The sequence below is a fragment of the Erwinia aphidicola genome (assembly GCF_024169515.1).
GTDB classification, from domain to species: domain Bacteria; phylum Pseudomonadota; class Gammaproteobacteria; order Enterobacterales; family Enterobacteriaceae; genus Erwinia; species Erwinia aphidicola.
Window position 1 is genome coordinate 829,539 of sequence record NZ_JAMKCQ010000001.1, and the last position, 19,570, is coordinate 849,108.

Sequence of the window (19,570 nt, forward strand, 5' to 3'; positions counted from 1 at the left end):
AGCAACAGATTTCACTAAATTCGTTAATTTAGGACTGAATTATGCCGAATATTTCTTACCCTCCCCGCCAGCCGGTCGCCTCAGCACGCCTGCCGCTGACCCTGATTTCACTGGAAGAGTGGGCGCTGGTGAACGCCAGCGGTGCAGATCACGTTAGCTATTTACAGGGTCAAGTGACGCTGGATGTTGCGGCGCTGGCCGACAATCAGCACCGCCCTGCCGCGCACTGCGATGCCAAAGGGAAGATGTGGAGCAACCTGCGCCTGTTCCACCGTGGCGAAGGAATGGCCTTTATTGAGCGCCGCAGCCTGCGCGACACTCAGCTGACCGAGCTGAAAAAATACGCGGTATTCGCCAAAGTGACGCTGCTCCCGGACGATGAAGCGGTGCTGCTGGGCGTGGCCGGGTTCCAGGCACGCGCCGCACTGGCGGGGGTTTTTGACGCCCTGCCCGACGCTGGCTCCCCGGTGATCCAGCAGGATGACAGCACGCTCTTGTGGTTTAACCTGCCCGCCGAGCGTTTCCTGCTGGTCACTACGGCGGCCAAAGCGCAGGAGCTGCAGGATAAACTGGCGGGTGAAGCCCAGCTCAACGACAGTCGGCAGTGGCTGGCACTCGATATTGAAGCCGGCTTCCCGATCATCGACAGCGCCACCAGCGCCCAGCTGATCCCACAGGCGACCAACCTGCAGGCGCTGGACGCCATCAGCTTTAAGAAAGGCTGCTATACCGGTCAGGAGATGGTGGCACGCGCTAAATTCCGCGGTGCCAATAAACGTGCGCTCTTCTGGCTGGCCGGCAAGGCTGGCGTAGTGCCTGCGGCAAATGATGCGCTGGAGATGCAGATGGGTGAGAACTGGCGCCGCACCGGCACCATCCTTGCCGCCTGCCAGCTGGATAACGGCGAGGTCTGGGTGCAGGCCGTGCTAAATAACGACCTGGAAGCGGATACCGTGCTGCGCGTGCAGGGCGATGAAGGCGGCAAACTGGCGATTCAGCCACTGCCTTACGAAATCACCCAGGGCTAATTGAAGGGGCGCAAGCCCCTTACATCACGTATAAATAGATGGCGAGAAAGTGGCATAGCGAACCGCCCAGCACGAAACCGTGCCAGATGGCATGGTTATACGGAATGCGCTTCGCCACGTAGAAAATCACCCCGAGCGAATAGATTATCCCCCCGGCGGCCAGCAGCCAGATACTGCCTGACGGCAGGCGTAGCGCCAGCTGATACAGCACGATCAGCGACAGCCAGCCCATCAGCATGTAGGTCACCAGCGACAGCGCCTCAAAACGATGCGCAAACACCAGCTTAAACACTATTCCTACCAGCGCCAGACCCCAGATAACCGCCATCAAACCGTGCGCCAGCGGCGATTTCAGCGCCACCAGCAGGAACGGCGTATAGGTTCCAGCTATCAGCAGATAGATTGCCGAATGGTCGAGCTTTTTCAGCCAGAACTTAGCGCGTTCGCCAGGAATGGCGTGATACAGGGTGGAAGCGAGAAACAGCAGGATCATACTGCCGCCGTAAAGGCTGTAGCTGGCGATTGCCAGCGCACCGGCACGGGCGTCTATGGCCTGGTCGAGCATCAGAACTAAGCCAATCACGCCAAACAGGCAGCCAATGCCGTGGCTGATGCTGTTGGCGACCTCTTCCGCCAGTGAGTAACCGGGCTCCAGTAGTTTTTGTTTCGCCATATCTAACGATAATCCCCAAGAAATAGGTCCAACCCTCGCAAAATGCGCGGGTGGAAAATTCATCACAAATAGCCTAACTGAGAATAATTTCAGAGTACACATGTAAGCTAAAATATATATGTAACCTTGTAATACATTTTCTTTAAAGAATTACGCAAACGTTTCCCTTAAACTATTGGCAAGTTTTTAGGGGATAAGTGAGAGTGTGATGTCTGACAGGGTAGCAGCCTTAGATTTCGGCGCGATGACAGAAGTGGTGCAGTTTTTAATGGAGCTCGACAAGCTAAAAGGCGTGGAGCGCCGCACGCGACTGCTGGGCAATGCGCGCCAGGAGAACTCTGCGGAACACAGCTGGCACCTGGCGATGGCCGCCATGAGCCTGGCACCGTTCTCCCGTGAGGCAATCGATGTGCAGCACGTGGTGCAGATGGCACTGGTGCATGATGTGGTGGAAATCGATGCCGGGGATGTGATGGTTTACGACCTGGCAGCACGCGATGCGATTCATGAGCAGGAAGTGGCGGCCGCCGGACGTATTTTTGGCCTGCTGCCTGCGGAGCTCAATCAGCGTTTTCGCGCCCTGTGGGATGAGTATGAATCCGGCGAAAGCGCCGATGCGCGCTTCGCCAATATGCTCGACCGCGCACTGCCCATCATGCTTAACCTGCATAATCAGGGACAGAGCTGGCGAGAGAACGGCATTCGCCTGGAGCAGGTTAAGGCACGCAACGTGAAGCTGGCGCAGCAGTGGCCGGAGCTATGGCAGCACTTAGAGCAGCATCTGGATAATGCGCACCAGCAGGGATGGTTATTGTGACTTGCGGGCGGACCGAAAAAGAGGGTCCGCCCCTACAAATATTTCGCCTTACCTTCCACCCGCTGCGGTTCCCCCCCGTCAGCGTGCATTTCGGTGTAGATAAAGCCGGGCCGCACGCCGTTGACGCGAATGCCCTGCGCCGCCACTTCCAGCGACAGCCCTTTTGTCAGGGTATCCATGGCCCCTTTCGAGGCGGCGTAGTCAATGTACTCGCCCGGTGCCCCAATGCGCGACGCGGCGGAAGAGACATTGACAATCGCCCCACCTTTGCCGCCGTGATGATGGCCCATGCGTTTGACCGCCTCACGGCAGCAAATAAAGCTGCCGGTCACATTGGTGGCAAATACCCGATTGATGCGCTCGGCGCTCAGCTGCTCCAGCGTCGCCTGCTGGAACAGGATCCCGGCGTTATTCACCAGAGCTGTCAGTTGACCTGGCTGGCGGTCAATCTCCGCAAACATCGCTATCACCTGCGCCTCATCGGCAATATCCGCCTGAATAGCGAACGCGCTGCCGCCCTGCTGTTCTATTACATCCACCACTTCCAGCGCGGCATCGCTGCGGCGGGCATAGTTTACCGCGACCCGCCAGCCCATCTGCGCCAGCAGAATAGCGGTCGCGCGACCGATCCCCCGGCTGGCACCGGTAATTAAGGCGATCTTCATTCAGCATCTCCAATAAAAAGGGCAACCATTGGCTGCCCCTGTCAGAAAGGATTACATTCGGGGCAGGATTGCCTGCCCTGGGCAAAACATGCGCCCGTTATTCGTATTCACTCATCGGTACGCAGGAGCAGAACAGATTGCGGTCACCGTAAACATCGTCGAGGCGCTTAACGGTTGGCCAGTATTTATTGTCGCTGCCTGCCGGGAATACCGCCAGCTCACGCGTATAAGGGTGGCTCCACTCACCGACAATTTCCCTCTGCGTGTGCGGTGCATTTACCAGCGGGTTATCGTCTGCCGGCCATTCACCATTGAATACGCGATCGATTTCCATACGGATTGCCAGCATCGCATCGATAAAGCGGTCCAGCTCAATTTTGCTTTCCGATTCGGTCGGCTCAACCATCAGGGTGCCCGCTACCGGGAAGGACATGGTAGGTGCATGGAATCCGTAGTCAATCAGGCGCTTGGCAATATCCAGCTCGCTGATGCCGGTCTGCTCTTTCAGCGGACGAATATCGAGAATACATTCGTGCGCCACGCGGCCGTCACGCCCGACGTAGAGGATTGGGTAAGCTGACTGCAGGCGATGGGCGATGTAGTTGGCATTGAGGATCGCCACCGAACTCGCCTGCTTGAGCCCCTCTGCGCCCATCATGCGGATATACATCCAGCTAATCGGCAGAATGGATGCACTGCCGAATGGCGCAGCAGAGACTGCGCCCTGGCCGGTCAGCATATCGTCAATCTGCACCACGCTGTGGCCCGGTACAAACGGTGCCAGATGCGCTTTCACGCCGATAGGCCCCATACCCGGGCCACCGCCGCCGTGCGGGATACAGAAGGTTTTATGCAGATTGAGGTGCGACACGTCTGCACCAATATAGCCCGGCGTGGTAATGCCGACCTGCGCGTTCATGTTGGCGCCGTCCAGGTAAACCTGACCGCCAAACTGATGGACGATCTGGCACACTTCGCGGATCGTCTCTTCATACACGCCGTGCGTTGACGGGTAAGTGACCATAATGCAGGAGAGTGCTTCGCCCGCCTGCTCCGCCTTCAGGCGCAGGTCGTGCAAATCGATATTGCCCTGTTTGTCGCAGGCTACCACCACCACAGCCATACCGGCCATCTGCGCCGAAGCCGGGTTGGTGCCGTGTGCAGAGCTGGGGATCAGGCAGATATTTCGCCCGGCTTCGTTGCGGCTTTCGTGATAGCGACGGATGGCCAGCAGGCCGGCATATTCGCCCTGCGCGCCGGAGTTCGGCTGCATGCACAGCGCATCGTAGCCGGTCAACTGCACCAGCCACTGCGACAGTTGGCCGATCATCTGCAGATAGCCAGTTGCCTGCTCTGCCGGGCAGAACGGGTGCAGCTCGGCGAACTCGGGCCAGGTGATGGGGATCATCTCCGCCGCCGCGTTCAGCTTCATCGTGCACGAGCCAAGCGGGATCATCGCCTGATTGAGCGCCAGATCTTTGCGCTCCAGGCTGTGCATATAACGCATCATCTCGGTTTCGCTGTGATGACGGTTAAACACCGGATGGGTCAGGATCGCATCCTGACGCAGCATTGCAGCGGGAATGGAAGCGCCATCCGCATCGAGGGCATCGATCTCCAGCCCGTGCTGCTCGCCCAGCAGGATTGAGAACAGCGCCGCGACGTCTTCACGCGTGGTGGTTTCATCCAGCGTAATGCCGACCGCATTGAGGATATCGCTGCGCAGATTAATACCAAAGCTCAGCGCACGATCCAGCACGGCAGCTTTATCCGCCACTTCTACCGTCAGCGTATCAAACCAGCTGTGATAACGCAGTTTCAGACCACCCTTCTGCAACCCGGCCGCAAGAATATCGGTCAGGCGATGGATACGCCCGGCGATGCGCTGCAGCCCGGCCGGGCCGTGGAATACCGCGTACAGGCTGGCAATGTTTGCCAGCAGCACCTGCGAGGTGCAAATGTTAGAGTTAGCTTTCTCACGGCGGATATGCTGCTCGCGCGTCTGCATCGCCATACGCAGTGCGGTGTTGCCCGCGGCGTCACGCGATACGCCGATAATACGGCCAGGCATTGAACGTTTGTGTTCGTCACGCGCGGCGAAGAATGCCGCATGCGGACCACCGTAGCCCATTGGTACGCCGAAGCGCTGCGCGGAGCCGAAAACGATATCCGCGCCCTGCTTGCCCGGCGCCTGTAACAGCACCAGCGCCATAAAGTCGGCTGCCACGCTGACCACCACTTTGCGGCTTTTCAGCTCAGCAATCAGGTCACCGTAATCATGCACTTCACCGCCGGTGCCGACCTGCTGTAACAGCACGCCGAACACATCCTGCAGCTCCAGCACTTTCTCCGCTTTATCGACCAGCACCTCGAAGCCAAAGGTTTCAGCGCGGGTGCGCACCACGTCCAGCGTCTGCGGATGAATATCATCAGCAACGAAGAAGCGATTGGCATTTTTCAGCTTGCTGACGCGCTTTGCCATCGCCATCGCTTCGGCGGCGGCGGTCGCTTCATCCAGCAGCGAGGCAGACGCGATATCCAGCCCGGTCAGGTCAAGAGTCAGCTGCTGAAAGTTCAGCAGTGCTTCCAGACGGCCCTGGGAGACTTCCGGCTGGTAAGGAGTGTATGCGGTGTACCAGCCTGGGTTTTCCAGCATGTTGCGCAGGATCACCGGCGGCGTCAGCACCGGGGTGTACCCCATGCCAATAAAGGATTTATAGCGCTGATTTTGTGATGCAATCGCCTTCAGCTCGGCCAGCGCCAGGTGTTCGGTCAGCGCATCGCCTACCGCAGGTGGGCTGGGAAGCTGGATGTCGGCGGGCACAATCGAGGCGATGAGCTCGCTCAGCGATGAGGCACCGATGGCGCTGAGCATCGCTGCCTGCTGTTCCTGGGAAGGTCCGATATGGCGCTCGATAAATGCACCGTGATGTTCAAGCTGGCTGAGAGTCTGGGTCATTAGCGGTAAATCCTGCATCGGGCATCGGGTTTCAGGGCAGCGAATAGCCCGCCCTGAAGTGACGATTAAACGTTATTCTGAGATGGCGGCAGCGTAAGCAGCAGCATCAAGCAAGGTTTCGAACTCGGTATCATCGCTGGCTTTGATCTTGAACAGCCAGCCTTCGGTGTAGGGATCGCTGTTCACCAGTTCAGGCTCAGATTCCAGCGCGCTGTTTACCTCAATGATTTCGCCGCTCAGTGGGGCATAGATATCAGACGCGGCTTTCACCGATTCAGCCACAGCGCAATCTTCGCCCTGGCTATAGGTGTTGCCAAGATCCGGCAGGTCAACAAACACCATGTCACCGAGCAGCTCCTGCGCATGCTCGGTGATCCCGACGGTAAAGGTGCCATCGGCCTCTTTGCGCACCCATTCATGGCTGTCACGATATTTCAGTTCGGCTGGTACATTGCTCATCAATATGCTCTCCAAAAGGCAAAAATTATTTCGTCACCGGCTTACCGGCGCGGACAAAAATCGGTTTAGTCACCTGCACCGGCATTTCGCGGTTGCGGATCTGCACAATCGCCTGCTCGCCAATTCCGGCAGGCACGCGCGCAAGGGCAATACTGCATCCCAGCGTTGGGGAAAATGAACCACTGGTGATAATACCTTCATGCTGATTGCCATCGGCATCGCTGAAGCGCACCGGCAGTTCATTACGCAATACGCCTTTTTCGGTCATGATCAGGCCCACCAGCTGGTCGGTACCCTTTTCGCGCTGCTGTTCCAGCGCTTCACGGCCAATGAACTGGCGATCGGCTGGATCCCATGCAATGGTCCAGCCCATATTGGCGGCCAGCGGAGAAACGCCTTCATCCATCTCCTGACCGTACAGGTTCATGCCGGCTTCCAGACGCAGCGTATCGCGCGCGCCAAGGCCGGCAGGCTTGACACCCGCTGCCAGCAATTTCTTCCAGAAATCGGCAACCTGCTCGTTTGGCAGGGCAATCTCGTAGCCGGATTCACCGGTATAACCGGTGGTGGCGATGAAATAGTCACCCGCCTGCACGCCAAAGAACGGCTTCATTCCGCTGACGGCGGCGCGCTGCGCATCATTAAACAGCGTCTGGGCTTTCTGCTGGGCATTGGGTCCCTGCACGGCCACCAGTGCCAAATCGTCACGCTCGGTCAATTCAACGCCGTAGTCAGCGGCATGCTGACCGATCCACGCCAGGTCTTTCTCACGCGTGGCGGAGTTGACCACCAGGCGGAAGAACTCTTCGCTAATAAAGTAAACAATCAGATCGTCAATCACCCCGGCAGAGGCGTTGAGCATCGCGCTGTACAGGGCTTTGCCCGGCAGCGTCAGTTTGGCAACGTCATTGGCCAACAGATAACGCAGAAATTCGCGCGTGCGTGCGCCGTGCAGGTCGACAATCGTCATATGAGAAACGTCAAACATCCCGGCGTCCGTGCGCACTGCATGATGTTCATCCATTTGCGAGCCGTAATGCAGCGGCATCATCCAGCCATGAAAATCCACCATGCGGGCACCACACGCCTGATGCTGTTCGAAAAGGGGAGTTTGCTGAATCTCGGTTTGCTGAGTCATATCATTCCTGTATCTGATATCCGGTTGCTGACCAGCGCCTCTCACCGCCTTTGCGGGACCGACGCAAACGTTACCTTAGCTCTGAACTTACCACCGAACACGCCAATTAACCATAAGTAAAACGGGGTCGAATCTGTTGCCGTGCCAGAAATGGCCAGGCTGAGTTTCCAGTGTTTTTCACCAAAAAAATGCGTTATAACGCACGAATTCAGTAATTAACCGTCACTCATTCAGTTTAATGGCCAGGATTAAGCACGCACGGGGAAAAAAACCACTTGAGGGAAAAGACCTATGCATTATTAAAAGTAATGCGAGCGCGGGGGTGAAATTAGAATAATTCAAACGATGTGCAAAAAAGGGGCATCCATTGCACCAAAAGTGCAAACAGGGACAAAGAGGGACAAAGAGGGAGGAGGAAGGCAAGAAGATTCCTCAGTTACGCTAATAATCGGCATCCCGATACAAAGATGCCTATATCAGACGAGAAGAGGGGGGTATGGTAAAACATCAGTCAGCCTTTCAGAACGGCTTCCTTCACGAACCAGGCAAGAACAGCCAGGATTGCCGGGACTAAAAGTGTCCAGGTGATTTTAGCGTTGAGCGCATCAAACCTGTTATTCGTTCTTACTTCTAAAGCGGCTAACTCTTGTATCAACTCTGCGCGAACACTTTGCACCTCGGCGCGGATACTTTGCCCCTCAGCGCGGACACCTTGCACCTCGGCGCGGATACTTTGCCCCTCAGCGCGGACACCTTGCACCTCAGCGCGGACACCATGCACCTCGGCGCGGACACCTTGCACCTCTGTTCTGACACTCTCAACATCAGCTTTGGTCGCAAAGCTTTCAGAGCGCGCAGTGAGTATGCCCAGATCGATTTTGATCTGATGGCTATCCTGTTCCAGATGTTCCACGCGTCTGGTCAAATTGTCCATTCCACCTCCATTCCCCCCTGTTTGCGAAACACGATAACTGCGCCATTGATGTATATTCTCACTCATTAAGCCATCCTTGCTTTGCCTGAACTTTTCCGAACAAATTTTAACCAGCACGCAGACGCAATCCTTGCATCTTTAGCTATCAGGCCGTTGGTGAATATGTGCTATTGCGGTGAATCAGGGCCGCAGCCCCGATTTTTTACTGATTTCAGCTCAGCCAGTCAGGCAGATCGTGCAGCCCCATTGCCTGCTTGAGCAGGCGTGGCTTGACGCCGGGAAGCGTGTCCGCCAGCGCCAGGCCAACATCGCGCAGCAGTTTCTTCGCCGGATTATTCCCGTCAAACAGCTCGCGGAAACCCTGCATGCTGGCGAGCATCACCGCCGCGCTATGCTTGCGGCTGCGCTCGTAGCGACGCAGATAAAGATGCTGGCCAATGTCTTTGCCCTGCTGCTGCAGGCGCTTGACCTGACCAATCAGCTCAGCGGCATCCATAAAGCCAAGGTTAACCCCCTGTCCGGCCAGGGGATGAATGGTGTGGGCCGCATCGCCTACCAGCGCCAGACGGTGAGCCGCGAAGTTGCGCGCGTAGCGCCCCATCAGCGGGAAGGATTGGCGCTCGCTCTCCACTTCACACAGGCCAAGACGCAGGTCGAACGCGACCGACAGCTGCTGGTTAAACACCGCAGCAGGCATCTCTTTCAGGCGCAATGCTTCCTGGGGTGATAATGACCAGACAATTGAGCTCAGATGCGGGTCGCTGAGTGGCAGGAAGGCCAGAATGCCGTCGCCGTGAAACACCTGACGCGCCACCGCGTCATGCGGCTTCTCGGTGCGGATGTTGGCAACCAGCGCATGATGCTGATAGTCCCAGAAAGTTAGCGGGATATCGGCTTTATTACGCAGCCAGGAGTTGGCGCCATCCGCCGCGACCAGCAGACGAGCGGTCATCATGCTGCCATCCTGCAGGGTAACGAACGCTTCGTTGTCACCAAAGGCGACCTGCTGTAACTGCGCCGGGGCAATCAGGGTGATATCACTGAGGCTCTCCGCACGCTGCCATAACGCCTGGTGGATCACCCGGTTTTCGATAATATGCCCGAGGTGCGCCAGCCCCTGCTGCTCATCGTCAAACGCGATATGCCCGAAGCTGTCGCGGTCCCAGACTTCCATGCCATGGTAGGCGCTGGCGCGAGCGGCGAGGATGGTGCTCCAGACGCCAAGATGCTGCAGCAGGCGTTCGCTGGCGGCGTTGATCGCCGAGACGCGCAGCCCAGGGGCCGCATCGGCCTCAACTGCCGTCGGCACTTCGCGCTCCAGCACGGCCACGCGTAGCCCGCTGCCCTGTAAGCCACAGGCCACGGCCAGCCCGACCATACCGCCACCGGCGATGATCACATCATAGGTTTGCATTACTGCTTTCTCCTCAACGCTTAACCCAGCCCAACGTGCGCTCGGCCAGCAAATTACGTAACAGCGGCAGATGATCCATCGCCAGCAGTCCCAGATTGCGCCCAATAACCAGCGGCGTATAGCGGTTTGCAAACAGTCTGACCAGCCCATCGGTAATGCCGATGGTGGCCTGCGCGTCCGGCTGACGGCGCTGCTGATAGTGTTGCAGGGTGGCGAATGCGCCCACGCCCTGCCCGGCGCGCCATGCCGCCGCCAGCGTTTCCGCCAGCGACATCACGTCACGAATACCGAGATTAAAGCCCTGCCCGGCGATGGGGTGCAGAGTCTGTGCCGCATTGCCGACCAGCGCAAGACGATGGCCAACATGCTGTGCAGCGGTTTGCAGCTGCAGTGGATAGCTGTGGCGCTGGCCGACATGAGTGATGCGCCCCAGCCGCCAGCCGAATGCACGCTGCAACTCCGCAATAAAACGCCCGTCGTCCCAGCCGTCCACAGCGGATTTTTGCGCGAGCGGATGGCACCACACCAGCGAACTGCGCCCGTCTGACATCGGCAACAGCGCCAGCGGGCCATGTTCGGTAAAGCGCTCGAACGCCCGCCCCTGATGCGGCAGCTGAGTTGAGACATTGGCAATCACCGCGACCTGCTGATAATCCGCCCGCTGCCAGCTGATGCCACAGGCGGTTGCCACCTGCGAATGCGAACCATCAGCGGCCACCAGCAGTTCGCCGCCGAGCGTTTCCCCACGGGCGAGCGTGACGCTAACGCTATTCTGGGTACGCGTCACCTGCGACACTTTATCCGGGCAGCGCAGCGTGACCCCTGGCGCCTGCTTCAGGCGGTTGAACAGCCGCTGCCCGACCTCGTGCAGCTCAACCACCTGACCCAGTGCAGAAACGCCGTAGTCGGCCGCGCTGAGTGAAACAAAGCTAGCGTGGCCGCGATCGCTGACGTGAACGTCGGTAATAGCCGTGGCGCAGGAGGCCAGCAGCGGCCACAGATCAATCGCGGCAAGCTGCTGACAGGTACCTTCCGCCAGAGCAATAGCACGCCCGTCGTAGCCAGGATGCGCCCGGCTGGCAGGTTCTGTGGCTTCCACCAGGGTGACCGCCAGCTTTCCCTGAGTCAGATGGGAAATGGCTAACGCCAGCGTGGCCCCCGTCATCCCGCCGCCTGCGATAATTATGCTCATGAACGCTTCGCTGCCGCCATTAGTGCTTCAATCTCATCCGCATCTTTCACCACCGTGTCGGTCAGGTTTTCATTGCCATCTGCGGTGATAATAATGTCATCTTCAATTCGGATACCGATACCGCGATACTCAACGGGTACGTCCGCGTCCGGAGCGATATACAGCCCCGGTTCAATGGTCAACACCATGCCCGCTTCAAGAATGCGGTCGCGGTCCACGCCGTAGTGACCGACATCGTGCACATCCAGACCCAGCCAGTGGCTCAGACCATGCATAAAGAACTGGCGATGGGCATTTTCAGCGATCAGGGTATCGACATCGCCCTGCATCACGCCCAGCTCCACCAGGCCGCTCACCATAATCTTCACCACTTCCGCCGTCACTTCACGGATGCTGATGCCGGGTCGATACAGTTCCAGCGCCTTATTCAGCGAAGCCAGCACAATATCGTAAATGGCGCGCTGCGGTGCGCTGAATTTGCCACCGACCGGGAAAGTGCGGGTGATATCGCCAGCATAGCCCTTGAGCTCGCAGCCCGCGTCGATCAGCACCAGCTGGCCGTCGTGCATCTGGCTCTCGTTTTCGGTGTAGTGCAGAATGCAGCCGTTCTCCCCGGCACCAACGATGGTGTTGTAAGAGGGGTAGCGGGCGCCGTGGCGGTTGAATTCATGATGAATCTCCCCCTCCAGCTGATATTCATACATTCCCGGACGCGATTTCTGCATAGCGCGGGTATGAGCCAGCGCGCTAATACGGCCCGCTTCACGCAGTACCGCCTGCTCTTCCGCGGACTTAATCAGGCGCATCTCATGCACCCACGGGCGCCAGTCGGTCAGCGTGGCCGGAGCGGAGAGATTCTGGCGCGAGCCACGGCGCAGGGTATCCAGCGCGCTGAACACGATGCTGTCGGCCCCGGCGTACTGGCCCTGCGCGTGGTACACCACGTCCAGCCCGTTAAGGAGCTGGTGCAGCTGCTCACCGATATCGTCCCACGGCAGCGCACGATCCACCGCCAGAACCGCAGGCGCAGCATCCTGCCCCAGACGGCGGCCAAACCAGATTTCAGCCGTAAGATCGCGCACGCGGTTAAACAGCACGCTGTGATTGTGATTCTCATCGCTTTTAATCAGCACCAGCACCGCTTCCGGTTCATTAAACCCGGTGAAGTACCAGAAATCGCTGTTCTGCCGATAGGGATACTCACTGTCGTTGCTGCGAGTTGCTTCCGGGGCGGCAAAAATCAATGCCGCACTGGCCGGGGCCATTTTTGCTAACAGCGCCTGGCGGCGGCGCAAAAACTCTTGCTGGGTCATACGATCTCCTGAATGCTGTTCCATTAAACCGCTGAGTAGCGACAGTTTAGTGCAGCGTTGGCTTTTTCATTACCACATTGGTAGGCACGACACGGGTGAAGGTGTCGTGGCACAGCAGGGCCGCTACGCGCACGTATTCGATCACCTCTTCCAGCGACTGCTCCAGCTCTTCTTCATCTTCGTCTTCGTCATAGCCCAGCTGGGCAATGGTACGCAGATCGTCGATGGCTTCTCCCGTCTCCCCTTTCACTTTGTCGAGCTTCGGCTGCGTGACGCCAAGGCCGAGCAGGAAGTGATTCACCCAGCCCGCCAGCGCATCGGCGCGGTCAAACACAGTGATATCATCGTCCTCAGGCAGGTAAAGCTGGAACAGGAAGCCTTCATCTTCCAGCGAGTTGCCCGTCGCTTCGTGCAGCTGCTGCAAAGGCAGTGACAGCGTCTGTGAAAACGCCATGCCCTCGTTAGTCAGGTCGTGAACCAGCGATTGCCAGCTGCTGTCCTGGTTGCCGCCACAGATCAATCCGCTGATCAGGCCGTGCATTTCGGCAGGGGTCATTCCGACTCCCTGCTGCGTCAGTACTGAGGCCAGCTGGTCATAGCCCGGCATTGTGTTAGTTAGTGACATACGTTTTGGCCGTCGTTGGCGAGTTTAGTTCGTGATATGCTACCACCAGGTGCCTCAACGATTCCAGAAAGGGGTTGTTTCTTCTATTAGGGGTAGTTATAGTGGCGCCCCTCCCAAGCCATTGAGTGGTAAGGGTGATTGCGGGCGCAGTAATCAGTCAGGAAGGTGGCATGTCTGCACAACCGGTAGATATTCAAATTTTTGGCCGTTCATTACGAGTAAATTGTCCGCCGGAACAGCAAGATGCGCTGAACCTGGCCGCCGAGGACCTCAATCAACGGTTGCAAGACTTAAAAGTTCGCACTAGAGTCACAAATACTGAGCAGCTGGTTTTCATCGCCGCACTCAATATTTGCCATGAACTGGCGCAGGAAAAAGTCAAAACTCGTGACTATGCGTCCAACATGGAGCAGCGTATTCGCATGCTGCAGCAGACCATTGAACAGGCATTGCTTGAGCAGGGTCGCATAACTGAACGCACTGGTTCTAAGTTCGAATAACACTTCAACGTTAGCTATGATAGAGTGACGGTGAAGTAAAAAATTCTCTGAGATGTTTGCAAGCGGGCCCGTCCCCTGAGCCGATAATTAATACCAAACAGAGTGTGACGCTCTGTAACCTGTGCGCAAGCTCGGTCCGTCCGAGAAGCCTGATGGTTACGACGGCATACTCACCTTGAACCATGGGTTCAAGGGTTACAGCCTGCGGCGGCATCTCGGAGATCCCCATTTTTTAAGATCTCCCCTTCTTTCTGGCATTTACACTCCCAGCCTTACCCGGCAATCTGAAAACACCATCCGCACATGGAGTTGCCAGAAAATGAGCCTCAATCTTCTCGACCGTCAGGATATCCGCACCCACGTCCGCCACCTGCGGCGCGAACTCAGTGATGAGCAGCAGCAGCTTGCCGCCGTGCAGGTCGCCGAACACGCGCTCAATTTTGCCCCGCTGCAGCAGGCAAAAAACATTGCGCTGTTTCTGTCGGTAGATGGTGAACTCAATACCCGTCCGTTAATTGCCAAGCTCTGGCAGCGCAAACAGCAGGTCTATCTGCCCGTGCTGCATCCGTTTTCTGCGGGCCAGCTGCTTTTCCTGCGCTATGACGAGCATACCGAGTTGAAGATTAACCGCCTGCGCATCCCGGAGCCGCCGCTGGATATCCGTCGTCTGCTGCCGTTAAGCGAGCTGGATGTGCTGATGGTGCCGCTGGTGGCGTTTGATGCCGAAGGGCAACGTCTGGGAATGGGTGGCGGATTTTACGACCGCACCTTGCAGAACTGGCAGCAGCATGGCTTTTTGCCCGTGGGGCTGGCGCATGACTGTCAGCAGGTCGAGAAGCTGCCAGTGGCGAAGTGGGATATCCCGTTACCGGCGCTGATTACGCCGTCGAAGATCTGGCAGTGGTGATTGATTGCGGCGGTGTCAAACACCGCCCGGGGCCGATCGAAAAGAAGATCGGCCCCTATAGCATTTAGTAAAGCAGACGGGCGCGAATGGTACCCGGTATCGCTTTCATCAGCTGCAGCGCTTTGTCGGCTTCATCCTGCGACGCATCAACATCAATGACCACATAACCCATCTGCGGTGTGGTCTGCAGATACTGGGCTGAGATGTTGATGCCCTGATCGGCGAAAATCAGGTTGATAGCCGTCAGCACGCCTGGACGGTTTTCATGAATGTGCATCAGACGGCTGGCATTAGCACCGTGCATTGGCAGCGAGGCTTCCGGGAAGTTAACCGCTGACAGCGTTGAGCCGTTATCAGAGTATTTCGCCAGTTTGCCCGCCACTTCAATACCGATATTTTCCTGCGCTTCCTGAGTTGAACCTCCAATGTGTGGGGTCAGGATCACGTTATCAAACTCGCACAGCGGTGACAGGAAGGGATCGCTGTTGGTCGCTGGCTCTTCCGGGAACACGTCAATCGCCGCGCCGGCCAGATGCTTGCTCGCCAGCACTTCGCACAGCGCAGGGATATCGACCACGGTGCCGCGTGAAGCGTTAATCAGCAGCGCACCTGGCTTCATCAGCGCCAGCTCTTCCGCTCCCATCATATTCTGCGTCGACGGCGTTTCCGGCACGTGCAGGCTTACCACGTCGCTCATATTCAGCAGGTCGGAGAGATGCTGCACCTGGGTCGCATTGCCCAGTGGCAGTTTGCTTTCGATATCGTAGAAGAAGACGTGCATACCAAGGCTTTCCGCCAGCACGCCCAGCTGCATACCGATATGGCCATAGCCAATGATACCGAGTTTTTTACCGCGCGCTTCAAACGAACCTACCGCCAGCTTGTGCCAGACGCCACGGTGCGCTTTGGCATTAGCCGCAGGCACGCCGCGCAGCATCAGCAGCAGTTCGCCGATAACCAGTTCAGCTACGGATCGGGTGTTGGAGAAAGGTGCGTTAAACACCGGAATACCGCGGATAGCAGCGGCATGCAGATCAACCTGGTTGGTCCCGATGCAGAAGCAACCGACGGCAACCAGCTTTTCCGCCGCCGCGAAGATCTCTTCGGTGAGGTTGGTGCGCGATCGAATCCCGATGAAGTGTGCATCGCGGATGGACTCTTTCAGCGCTTCGCTGTCCAGTGCGCCTTTATGAAATTCAATGTTGGTGTAACCAGCAGAGCGCAGGTTATCGATGGCGCTTTGATGCACGCCTTCCACCAGCAGGAATTTAATCTTGTCTTTCTCCAGTGATACTTTTGCCATTTCCCGACCCTATTTAGCAGACTTCAATGATGGCTGATATAAGCCAGCCTTCTGTCAAAATAACAAAATTTACGCCTGCGGCAATACAAACGATTGCCTGACGCTCAGCACGGCGATGCTCTGAGCCAGAACAAAGCGATAGAAAATCATGGTGCAATGCGCACGACCAGGAGGATAGTGCGGCAGGCAGGCACAATGTGACATAAGTCACCAAATTTAGCCTGCAAAAGAAAAGATGTTTTTTGGCAAAAAATATCTGGCGCCGCGTGGGCGCCGGACAGATCATTTTTTGATGGTCTTCACGCCATCCGGCGTACCAATCAGCGCCACGTCAGCACAGCGCGCGGCAAACAGCCCTACGGTGACCACGCCTGGCAGCGCATTGATCGCGGCTTCCAGCTTAATCGGTTCCATAATCTTAAGATTATGCACGTCGAGAATAATGTTGCCGTTGTCGGTCACCACGTTCTGACGGTACTCCGGCAGCCCGCCGAGCTTAACCAGTTCCCGTGCCACATAGGCACGCGCCATTGGGATCACCTCAACCGGCAGCGGAAAATTGCCCAGCACATCAACCTGTTTGGAGGCATCCGCAATGCAGATGAAGCGATCGGCCACCGCAGCGATAATCTTCTCGCGCGTCAGCGCCGCACCGCCGCCTTTTATCATCTCCATCTGGCGGTTGATCTCATCGGCACCGTCAACATACACCGCCAGCTGGTCGACTTCGTTAAGGTCAAAAACGGGAATGCCGTACTCTTTCAGCTTCGCGGTGGAGGCTTCAGAGCTGGAAACAGCCCCTTCGATCTGATGCTTAATCGAGGCCAGCGCATCAATAAAGTGTGCGGCGGTCGAGCCAGTGCCCACACCAACAATCGTGCCCGGCGTGACGTAATCAAGCGCTGCCCAGCCAACGGCTTTTTTCAGTTCATCCTGCGTCATGGTATGTTTAAAACCTGTGCTGCATTGTGTGCGCGTAGTATAAAGCAAGGCTGCAAAAAAAAACCGCTATGCGCGGCATTTGATTGGCAGGATTGGAACACAGCCCACAAAGTGGTTGATTCATAAAGTGAGGTTAGCACGGCGCAAAATGCGTAAAATATGGCATAGTGCAACTTCCACACCTGAAAGAGAGTAGAACGACTGATGAAACGCCCGGATTATCGAACGCTTCAGGCGCTGGATGCAGTGATTCGCGAGCGCGGCTTTGAACGTGCAGCACAAAAGCTCTGTATTACCCAGTCTGCGGTTTCCCAGCGCATTAAGCAGCTGGAGAATATGTTCGGACAGCCGCTGCTGGTGCGCACCGTACCACCGCGTCCGACAGAACAGGGGCAAAAACTGCTGGCGCTGCTGCACCAGGTCGAGCTGCTGGAAGAGGAGTGGCTGGGCGATGATAACGGCGGCACCACTCCCCTGCTGCTGTCGCTGGCGGTCAACGCCGACAGCCTGGCAACCTGGCTGTTACCGGCGCTGAAAACCGTACTGACGGATTCGCCGGTGCGTTTGAACATTCAGGTGGAAGATGAGACGCGCACGCAGGAACGCCTGCGTCGCGGTGAAGTGGTCGGCGCAATCAGTATTCAGCCGCAGCCGTTACCGAGCTGTCTGGTCGATCAGCTGGGCGCGCTGGACTACCTGTTCGTCGGCTCAAAAGAGTTTGCCGCCCGCTACTTCCCCAATGGCGTCACGCGCTCCGCGCTGCTGAAAGCCCCGGCGGTCGCCTTTGACCATCTGGACGATATGCATCAGGCATTTTTACAGCAGAACTTTGACCTGTCGCCGGGCAGCGTACCGTGCCATATCGTTAACTCGTCGGAAGCCTTTGTGCAGCTGGCGCGTCAGGGAACGACCTGCTGTATGATCCCACACCTGCAAATTGAGCGTGAACTGGCGGAAGGTGAACTGATTAATTTGACCCCGGGGCTGTTGCAGCGCCGCATGCTCTACTGGCATCGCTTCGCGCCGGAAAGCCGGCTGATGCGTAAAGTGACCGATGCGCTGCTGGCGCACGGCCATCGCGTGCTGCGTCAGGATGCGGAATAACCGCATGCCGGGCATTTGTAGGGGCCGATCTTCTTTTCCGATCGGCCCGTGCAAGATTAAGGATTACGCTGCAATTCAAACACCACGTCAACCTGGTCGTCGAAGTGAATGCTCTGCTGCTCGTAGGTCTGCGCGGCAGACGTCATCGGGGCGGCATCTGCGGTTTTATACATGCGCGCCATTGGCATTGGCTGGTAGTTCGCCACGTGATAACGGATGCTGTAAACCGGGCCAAGCTGGGTATTAAAGCCCTGCGCCAGTTCGCCTGCCTGCCTGGTGGCATCCTCGATCGCGGCTTTACGCGCTTTCGCTTTATACTCTTCAGGGTTGGCCACGCCCAGCTCCACTGAACGGATCTCATTCAGGCCCGTCTTCAGCGCACCATCCAGCAGATCGTTAAGCTTATCGAGCTTGCGCAGCGTTACCTGCACCTGGCGCACCGCACGGTAGCCTTTCAGCACCGACTTACCATCTTTAGTGTAGTCATATTCAGGTTGGGTCCGCAGGTTGGCGGCGTTGATATCTTTCTTCTCAATACCGTTCTTATCGAGGAAGTCGAAATACTGCTGGACGCGGCTGTCCGCCTGTTTCTTCGCTTCGCCCGCATCCTTCGCGGAAACATTCACTTCGATAGCCAGCGTGGCGATATCCGGGGTGGCATCGACGCTGGACTGCCCGGACGTCACCACGTGCGGGCCATTAGGTAACTCGTCTGCCTGCGCAGCTAATGGCAGCGTTCCCAATCCAATCATTGCGGCCAGGGCCAGTTTAGTCAGCTTCACTGCTTCCTCCATGGGGTATTTCATCGGCTTCGTATGAGCAGCTGCCGCAGAAAAGCGCTGCGGCAGCGAATTGTTCCGTCTCAGAGCAACGGTTCAGCATATTTTAGTGCGTGATAACCGCTCACGCTATGACATCAATTCCTGGAGTGAAGTTCCCGTCAGAGGAAAGAGAGGGCCTGCAGTGCCAGTTTGAGGGCGATGGCCCACATAACCAGCCCGACCAGCAGGTTGATGATGCGCTGGGCTCGGCGGGTGTTGAGCAACGGCGACAGCCAGGAGGCCAGCAGGGCAAGACCGAAGAACCACACCACCGAGGCACTGGCGGAGCCGAGCGCAAACCAGCGGCGCGCTTCTTCAGGCAGCTGTCCGCCCAGGCTGCCAAGCACCACAAAGGTATCAATGTAGACATGCGGATTGAGCCAGGTGACGGCCATCATTGTCGCCACGATACGCCAGCGCCCCTGCTTTAACGCCTTAGCCGACGCGAGATCAACATCGCCGCTAAACGCGGTGCGCAGGGCACCAAAGCCGTACCACAGCAGGAAGGCCACACCGCCCCAGGTCACCAGATTAAGCATCAGCGGTGACTGGTTGAGCAAGGCGCTACCGCCAAAAATCCCACCGCAAATCAGCACGATATCGCTCAGCGTGCAGAGTGCCGCCGTCATCAGATGATACTGACGTCGCACGCCCTGGTTCATCACGAACGCATTTTGCGGACCGAGCGGTAAAATCAGCGCTGCGCCCATGGCAACACCTTGAAGGAAAACAGATAACACGGGAAAGCCCTCAGCGGATAACGATGATGGCAAGTG

General features: G+C 57.3%; 18 protein-coding genes, 1 other RNA gene and 1 pseudogene. 6 read left to right on the forward strand and 14 right to left on the reverse strand.

All coding sequences use genetic code 11. The features are described from left to right. Positions 1-41: 41 nt before the first annotated feature. Entirely contained in the window at positions 42-1,028 is a 987-nt protein-coding gene (ygfZ, locus tag J2Y91_RS03730) for a tRNA-modifying protein YgfZ (protein ID WP_133622828.1), read from the forward strand. 19 nt (positions 1,029-1,047) lie between these two features. On the opposite strand, the gene trhA is transcribed toward ygfZ, so the two are convergent. Next, a complete protein-coding gene (gene trhA / locus J2Y91_RS03735; protein ID WP_133622827.1) occupies positions 1,048-1,701 on the reverse strand; it encodes a PAQR family membrane homeostasis protein TrhA in 654 nt (217 codons plus the stop codon). A gap of 208 nt (positions 1,702-1,909) precedes the next feature. Between trhA and J2Y91_RS03740 the strand changes: the two genes are divergently transcribed. Next, entirely contained in the window at positions 1,910-2,518 is a 609-nt protein-coding gene (locus J2Y91_RS03740) for an HD domain-containing protein (RefSeq protein ID WP_048917217.1), read from the forward strand. Between the two features lie 53 nt (positions 2,519-2,571). Here J2Y91_RS03740 and J2Y91_RS03745 read toward each other — a convergent pair. From J2Y91_RS03745 to J2Y91_RS03785, 9 genes and pseudogenes are all read right to left on the reverse strand, one after another. Further along, positions 2,572-3,183 (reverse strand): annotated as a pseudogene (locus J2Y91_RS03745) (SDR family NAD(P)-dependent oxidoreductase); the annotation flags it as partial. 97 nt (positions 3,184-3,280) lie between these two features. Then, on the reverse strand, positions 3,281-6,142 hold the full coding sequence (gcvP, locus tag J2Y91_RS03750) for an aminomethyl-transferring glycine dehydrogenase (protein ID WP_253537331.1): 2,862 nt from the start codon (positions 6,140-6,142) through the stop codon (positions 3,281-3,283). Positions 6,143-6,214: 72 nt separating this feature from the next. After that, on the reverse strand, positions 6,215-6,601 hold the full coding sequence (gcvH, locus tag J2Y91_RS03755; RefSeq protein WP_048917220.1) for a glycine cleavage system protein GcvH: 387 nt from the start codon (positions 6,599-6,601) through the stop codon (positions 6,215-6,217). Positions 6,602-6,626: 25 nt separating this feature from the next. Continuing rightward, positions 6,627-7,739, reverse strand: a complete 1,113-nt coding sequence (gcvT, locus tag J2Y91_RS03760) for a glycine cleavage system aminomethyltransferase GcvT (protein WP_253537333.1) — start codon at positions 7,737-7,739, stop codon at positions 6,627-6,629. Between the two features lie 511 nt (positions 7,740-8,250). Next, a complete protein-coding gene (locus tag J2Y91_RS03765) occupies positions 8,251-8,673 on the reverse strand; it encodes a hypothetical protein (protein WP_253537334.1) in 423 nt (140 codons plus the stop codon). Positions 8,674-8,884: 211 nt separating this feature from the next. Beyond that, positions 8,885-10,087, reverse strand: coding sequence for an FAD-dependent 2-octaprenylphenol hydroxylase (ubiI, locus tag J2Y91_RS03770; protein ID WP_048917223.1), 1,203 nt, complete (start codon positions 10,085-10,087; stop codon positions 8,885-8,887). Between the two features lie 13 nt (positions 10,088-10,100). Beyond that, positions 10,101-11,279: a 2-octaprenyl-6-methoxyphenyl hydroxylase gene (ubiH, locus tag J2Y91_RS03775; RefSeq protein WP_253537336.1), complete on the reverse strand. Its 1,179-nt coding sequence runs from the start codon at positions 11,277-11,279 to the stop codon at positions 10,101-10,103. Beyond that, positions 11,276-12,592, reverse strand: a complete 1,317-nt coding sequence (gene pepP, locus J2Y91_RS03780) for a Xaa-Pro aminopeptidase (protein ID WP_133622821.1) — start codon at positions 12,590-12,592, stop codon at positions 11,276-11,278. Before pepP ends, ubiH begins: the two co-directional genes overlap by 4 nt. 46 nt (positions 12,593-12,638) lie before the next feature. Further along, a complete protein-coding gene (locus J2Y91_RS03785) occupies positions 12,639-13,217 on the reverse strand; it encodes a YecA/YgfB family protein (RefSeq protein WP_048917226.1) in 579 nt (192 codons plus the stop codon). A gap of 170 nt (positions 13,218-13,387) precedes the next feature. On the opposite strand from J2Y91_RS03785, the gene zapA reads away from it, so the two are divergent. The 3 genes from zapA (at position 13,388) to J2Y91_RS03800 (ending at position 14,624) form a co-directional block, all read left to right on the forward strand. Beyond that, a complete protein-coding gene (gene zapA / locus J2Y91_RS03790) occupies positions 13,388-13,717 on the forward strand; it encodes a cell division protein ZapA (RefSeq protein WP_048917238.1) in 330 nt (109 codons plus the stop codon). Positions 13,718-13,758: 41 nt separating this feature from the next. Further along, positions 13,759-13,943, forward strand: a non-coding RNA gene (ssrS, locus tag J2Y91_RS03795) — 6S RNA. Between the two features lie 93 nt (positions 13,944-14,036). Continuing rightward, positions 14,037-14,624: a 5-formyltetrahydrofolate cyclo-ligase gene (locus tag J2Y91_RS03800; RefSeq protein ID WP_048917227.1), complete on the forward strand. Its 588-nt coding sequence runs from the start codon at positions 14,037-14,039 to the stop codon at positions 14,622-14,624. 64 nt (positions 14,625-14,688) lie between these two features. Here the strand turns inward: J2Y91_RS03800 and serA are convergent, their stop codons facing one another. Continuing rightward, positions 14,689-15,927, reverse strand: a complete 1,239-nt coding sequence (gene serA / locus J2Y91_RS03805; RefSeq protein ID WP_048917228.1) for a phosphoglycerate dehydrogenase — start codon at positions 15,925-15,927, stop codon at positions 14,689-14,691. A gap of 282 nt (positions 15,928-16,209) precedes the next feature. After that, positions 16,210-16,869, reverse strand: a complete 660-nt coding sequence (rpiA, locus tag J2Y91_RS03810; RefSeq protein ID WP_048917229.1) for a ribose-5-phosphate isomerase RpiA — start codon at positions 16,867-16,869, stop codon at positions 16,210-16,212. Positions 16,870-17,073: 204 nt separating this feature from the next. Between rpiA and J2Y91_RS03815 the strand changes: the two genes are divergently transcribed. Then, positions 17,074-17,973 carry a LysR family transcriptional regulator ArgP gene (locus J2Y91_RS03815; RefSeq protein WP_253537338.1) on the forward strand — a complete coding sequence of 300 codons (900 nt, stop codon included), beginning with the start codon at positions 17,074-17,076 and terminating at the stop codon, positions 17,971-17,973. 56 nt (positions 17,974-18,029) lie between these two features. Here the strand turns inward: J2Y91_RS03815 and J2Y91_RS03820 are convergent, their stop codons facing one another. Together J2Y91_RS03820 and argO are read right to left on the reverse strand one after the other, a co-directional pair. After that, positions 18,030-18,767 carry an oxidative stress defense protein gene (locus J2Y91_RS03820; RefSeq protein ID WP_413449781.1) on the reverse strand — a complete coding sequence of 246 codons (738 nt, stop codon included), beginning with the start codon at positions 18,765-18,767 and terminating at the stop codon, positions 18,030-18,032. 146 nt (positions 18,768-18,913) lie between these two features. After that, positions 18,914-19,534 carry an arginine exporter ArgO gene (gene argO, locus J2Y91_RS03825; RefSeq protein ID WP_133622818.1) on the reverse strand — a complete coding sequence of 207 codons (621 nt, stop codon included), beginning with the start codon at positions 19,532-19,534 and terminating at the stop codon, positions 18,914-18,916. Between the last annotated feature and the right edge of the window lie 36 nt (positions 19,535-19,570).

Bases quoted from the DNA above. Each gene is read 5' to 3' on its own strand.
- J2Y91_RS03765 (WP_253537334.1), bottom strand. From the start codon at position 8,673: ATGGACAATTTGACCAGACGCGTGGAACATCTGGAACAGGATAGCCAT.
- J2Y91_RS03740 (WP_048917217.1), top strand. From the start codon at position 1,910: ATGTCTGACAGGGTAGCAGCCTTAGATTTCGGCGCGATGACAGAAGTG.
- J2Y91_RS03800 (WP_048917227.1), top strand. From the start codon at position 14,037: ATGAGCCTCAATCTTCTCGACCGTCAGGATATCCGCACCCACGTCCGC.
- ubiI (WP_048917223.1), bottom strand. From the start codon at position 10,087: ATGCAAACCTATGATGTGATCATCGCCGGTGGCGGTATGGTCGGGCTG.
- rpiA (WP_048917229.1), bottom strand. From the start codon at position 16,869: ATGACGCAGGATGAACTGAAAAAAGCCGTTGGCTGGGCAGCGCTTGAT.
- ubiH (WP_253537336.1), bottom strand. From the start codon at position 11,279: ATGAGCATAATTATCGCAGGCGGCGGGATGACGGGGGCCACGCTGGCG.
- J2Y91_RS03820 (WP_413449781.1), bottom strand. From the start codon at position 18,767: ATGGAGGAAGCAGTGAAGCTGACTAAACTGGCCCTGGCCGCAATGATT.
- gcvT (WP_253537333.1), bottom strand. From the start codon at position 7,739: ATGACTCAGCAAACCGAGATTCAGCAAACTCCCCTTTTCGAACAGCAT.
- zapA (WP_048917238.1), top strand. From the start codon at position 13,388: ATGTCTGCACAACCGGTAGATATTCAAATTTTTGGCCGTTCATTACGA.
- trhA (WP_133622827.1), bottom strand. From the start codon at position 1,701: ATGGCGAAACAAAAACTACTGGAGCCCGGTTACTCACTGGCGGAAGAG.
- pepP (WP_133622821.1), bottom strand. From the start codon at position 12,592: ATGACCCAGCAAGAGTTTTTGCGCCGCCGCCAGGCGCTGTTAGCAAAA.
- gcvP (WP_253537331.1), bottom strand. From the start codon at position 6,142: ATGACCCAGACTCTCAGCCAGCTTGAACATCACGGTGCATTTATCGAG.
- serA (WP_048917228.1), bottom strand. From the start codon at position 15,927: ATGGCAAAAGTATCACTGGAGAAAGACAAGATTAAATTCCTGCTGGTG.
- J2Y91_RS03785 (WP_048917226.1), bottom strand. From the start codon at position 13,217: ATGTCACTAACTAACACAATGCCGGGCTATGACCAGCTGGCCTCAGTA.
- ygfZ (WP_133622828.1), top strand. From the start codon at position 42: ATGCCGAATATTTCTTACCCTCCCCGCCAGCCGGTCGCCTCAGCACGC.
- J2Y91_RS03815 (WP_253537338.1), top strand. From the start codon at position 17,074: ATGAAACGCCCGGATTATCGAACGCTTCAGGCGCTGGATGCAGTGATT.
- gcvH (WP_048917220.1), bottom strand. From the start codon at position 6,601: ATGAGCAATGTACCAGCCGAACTGAAATATCGTGACAGCCATGAATGG.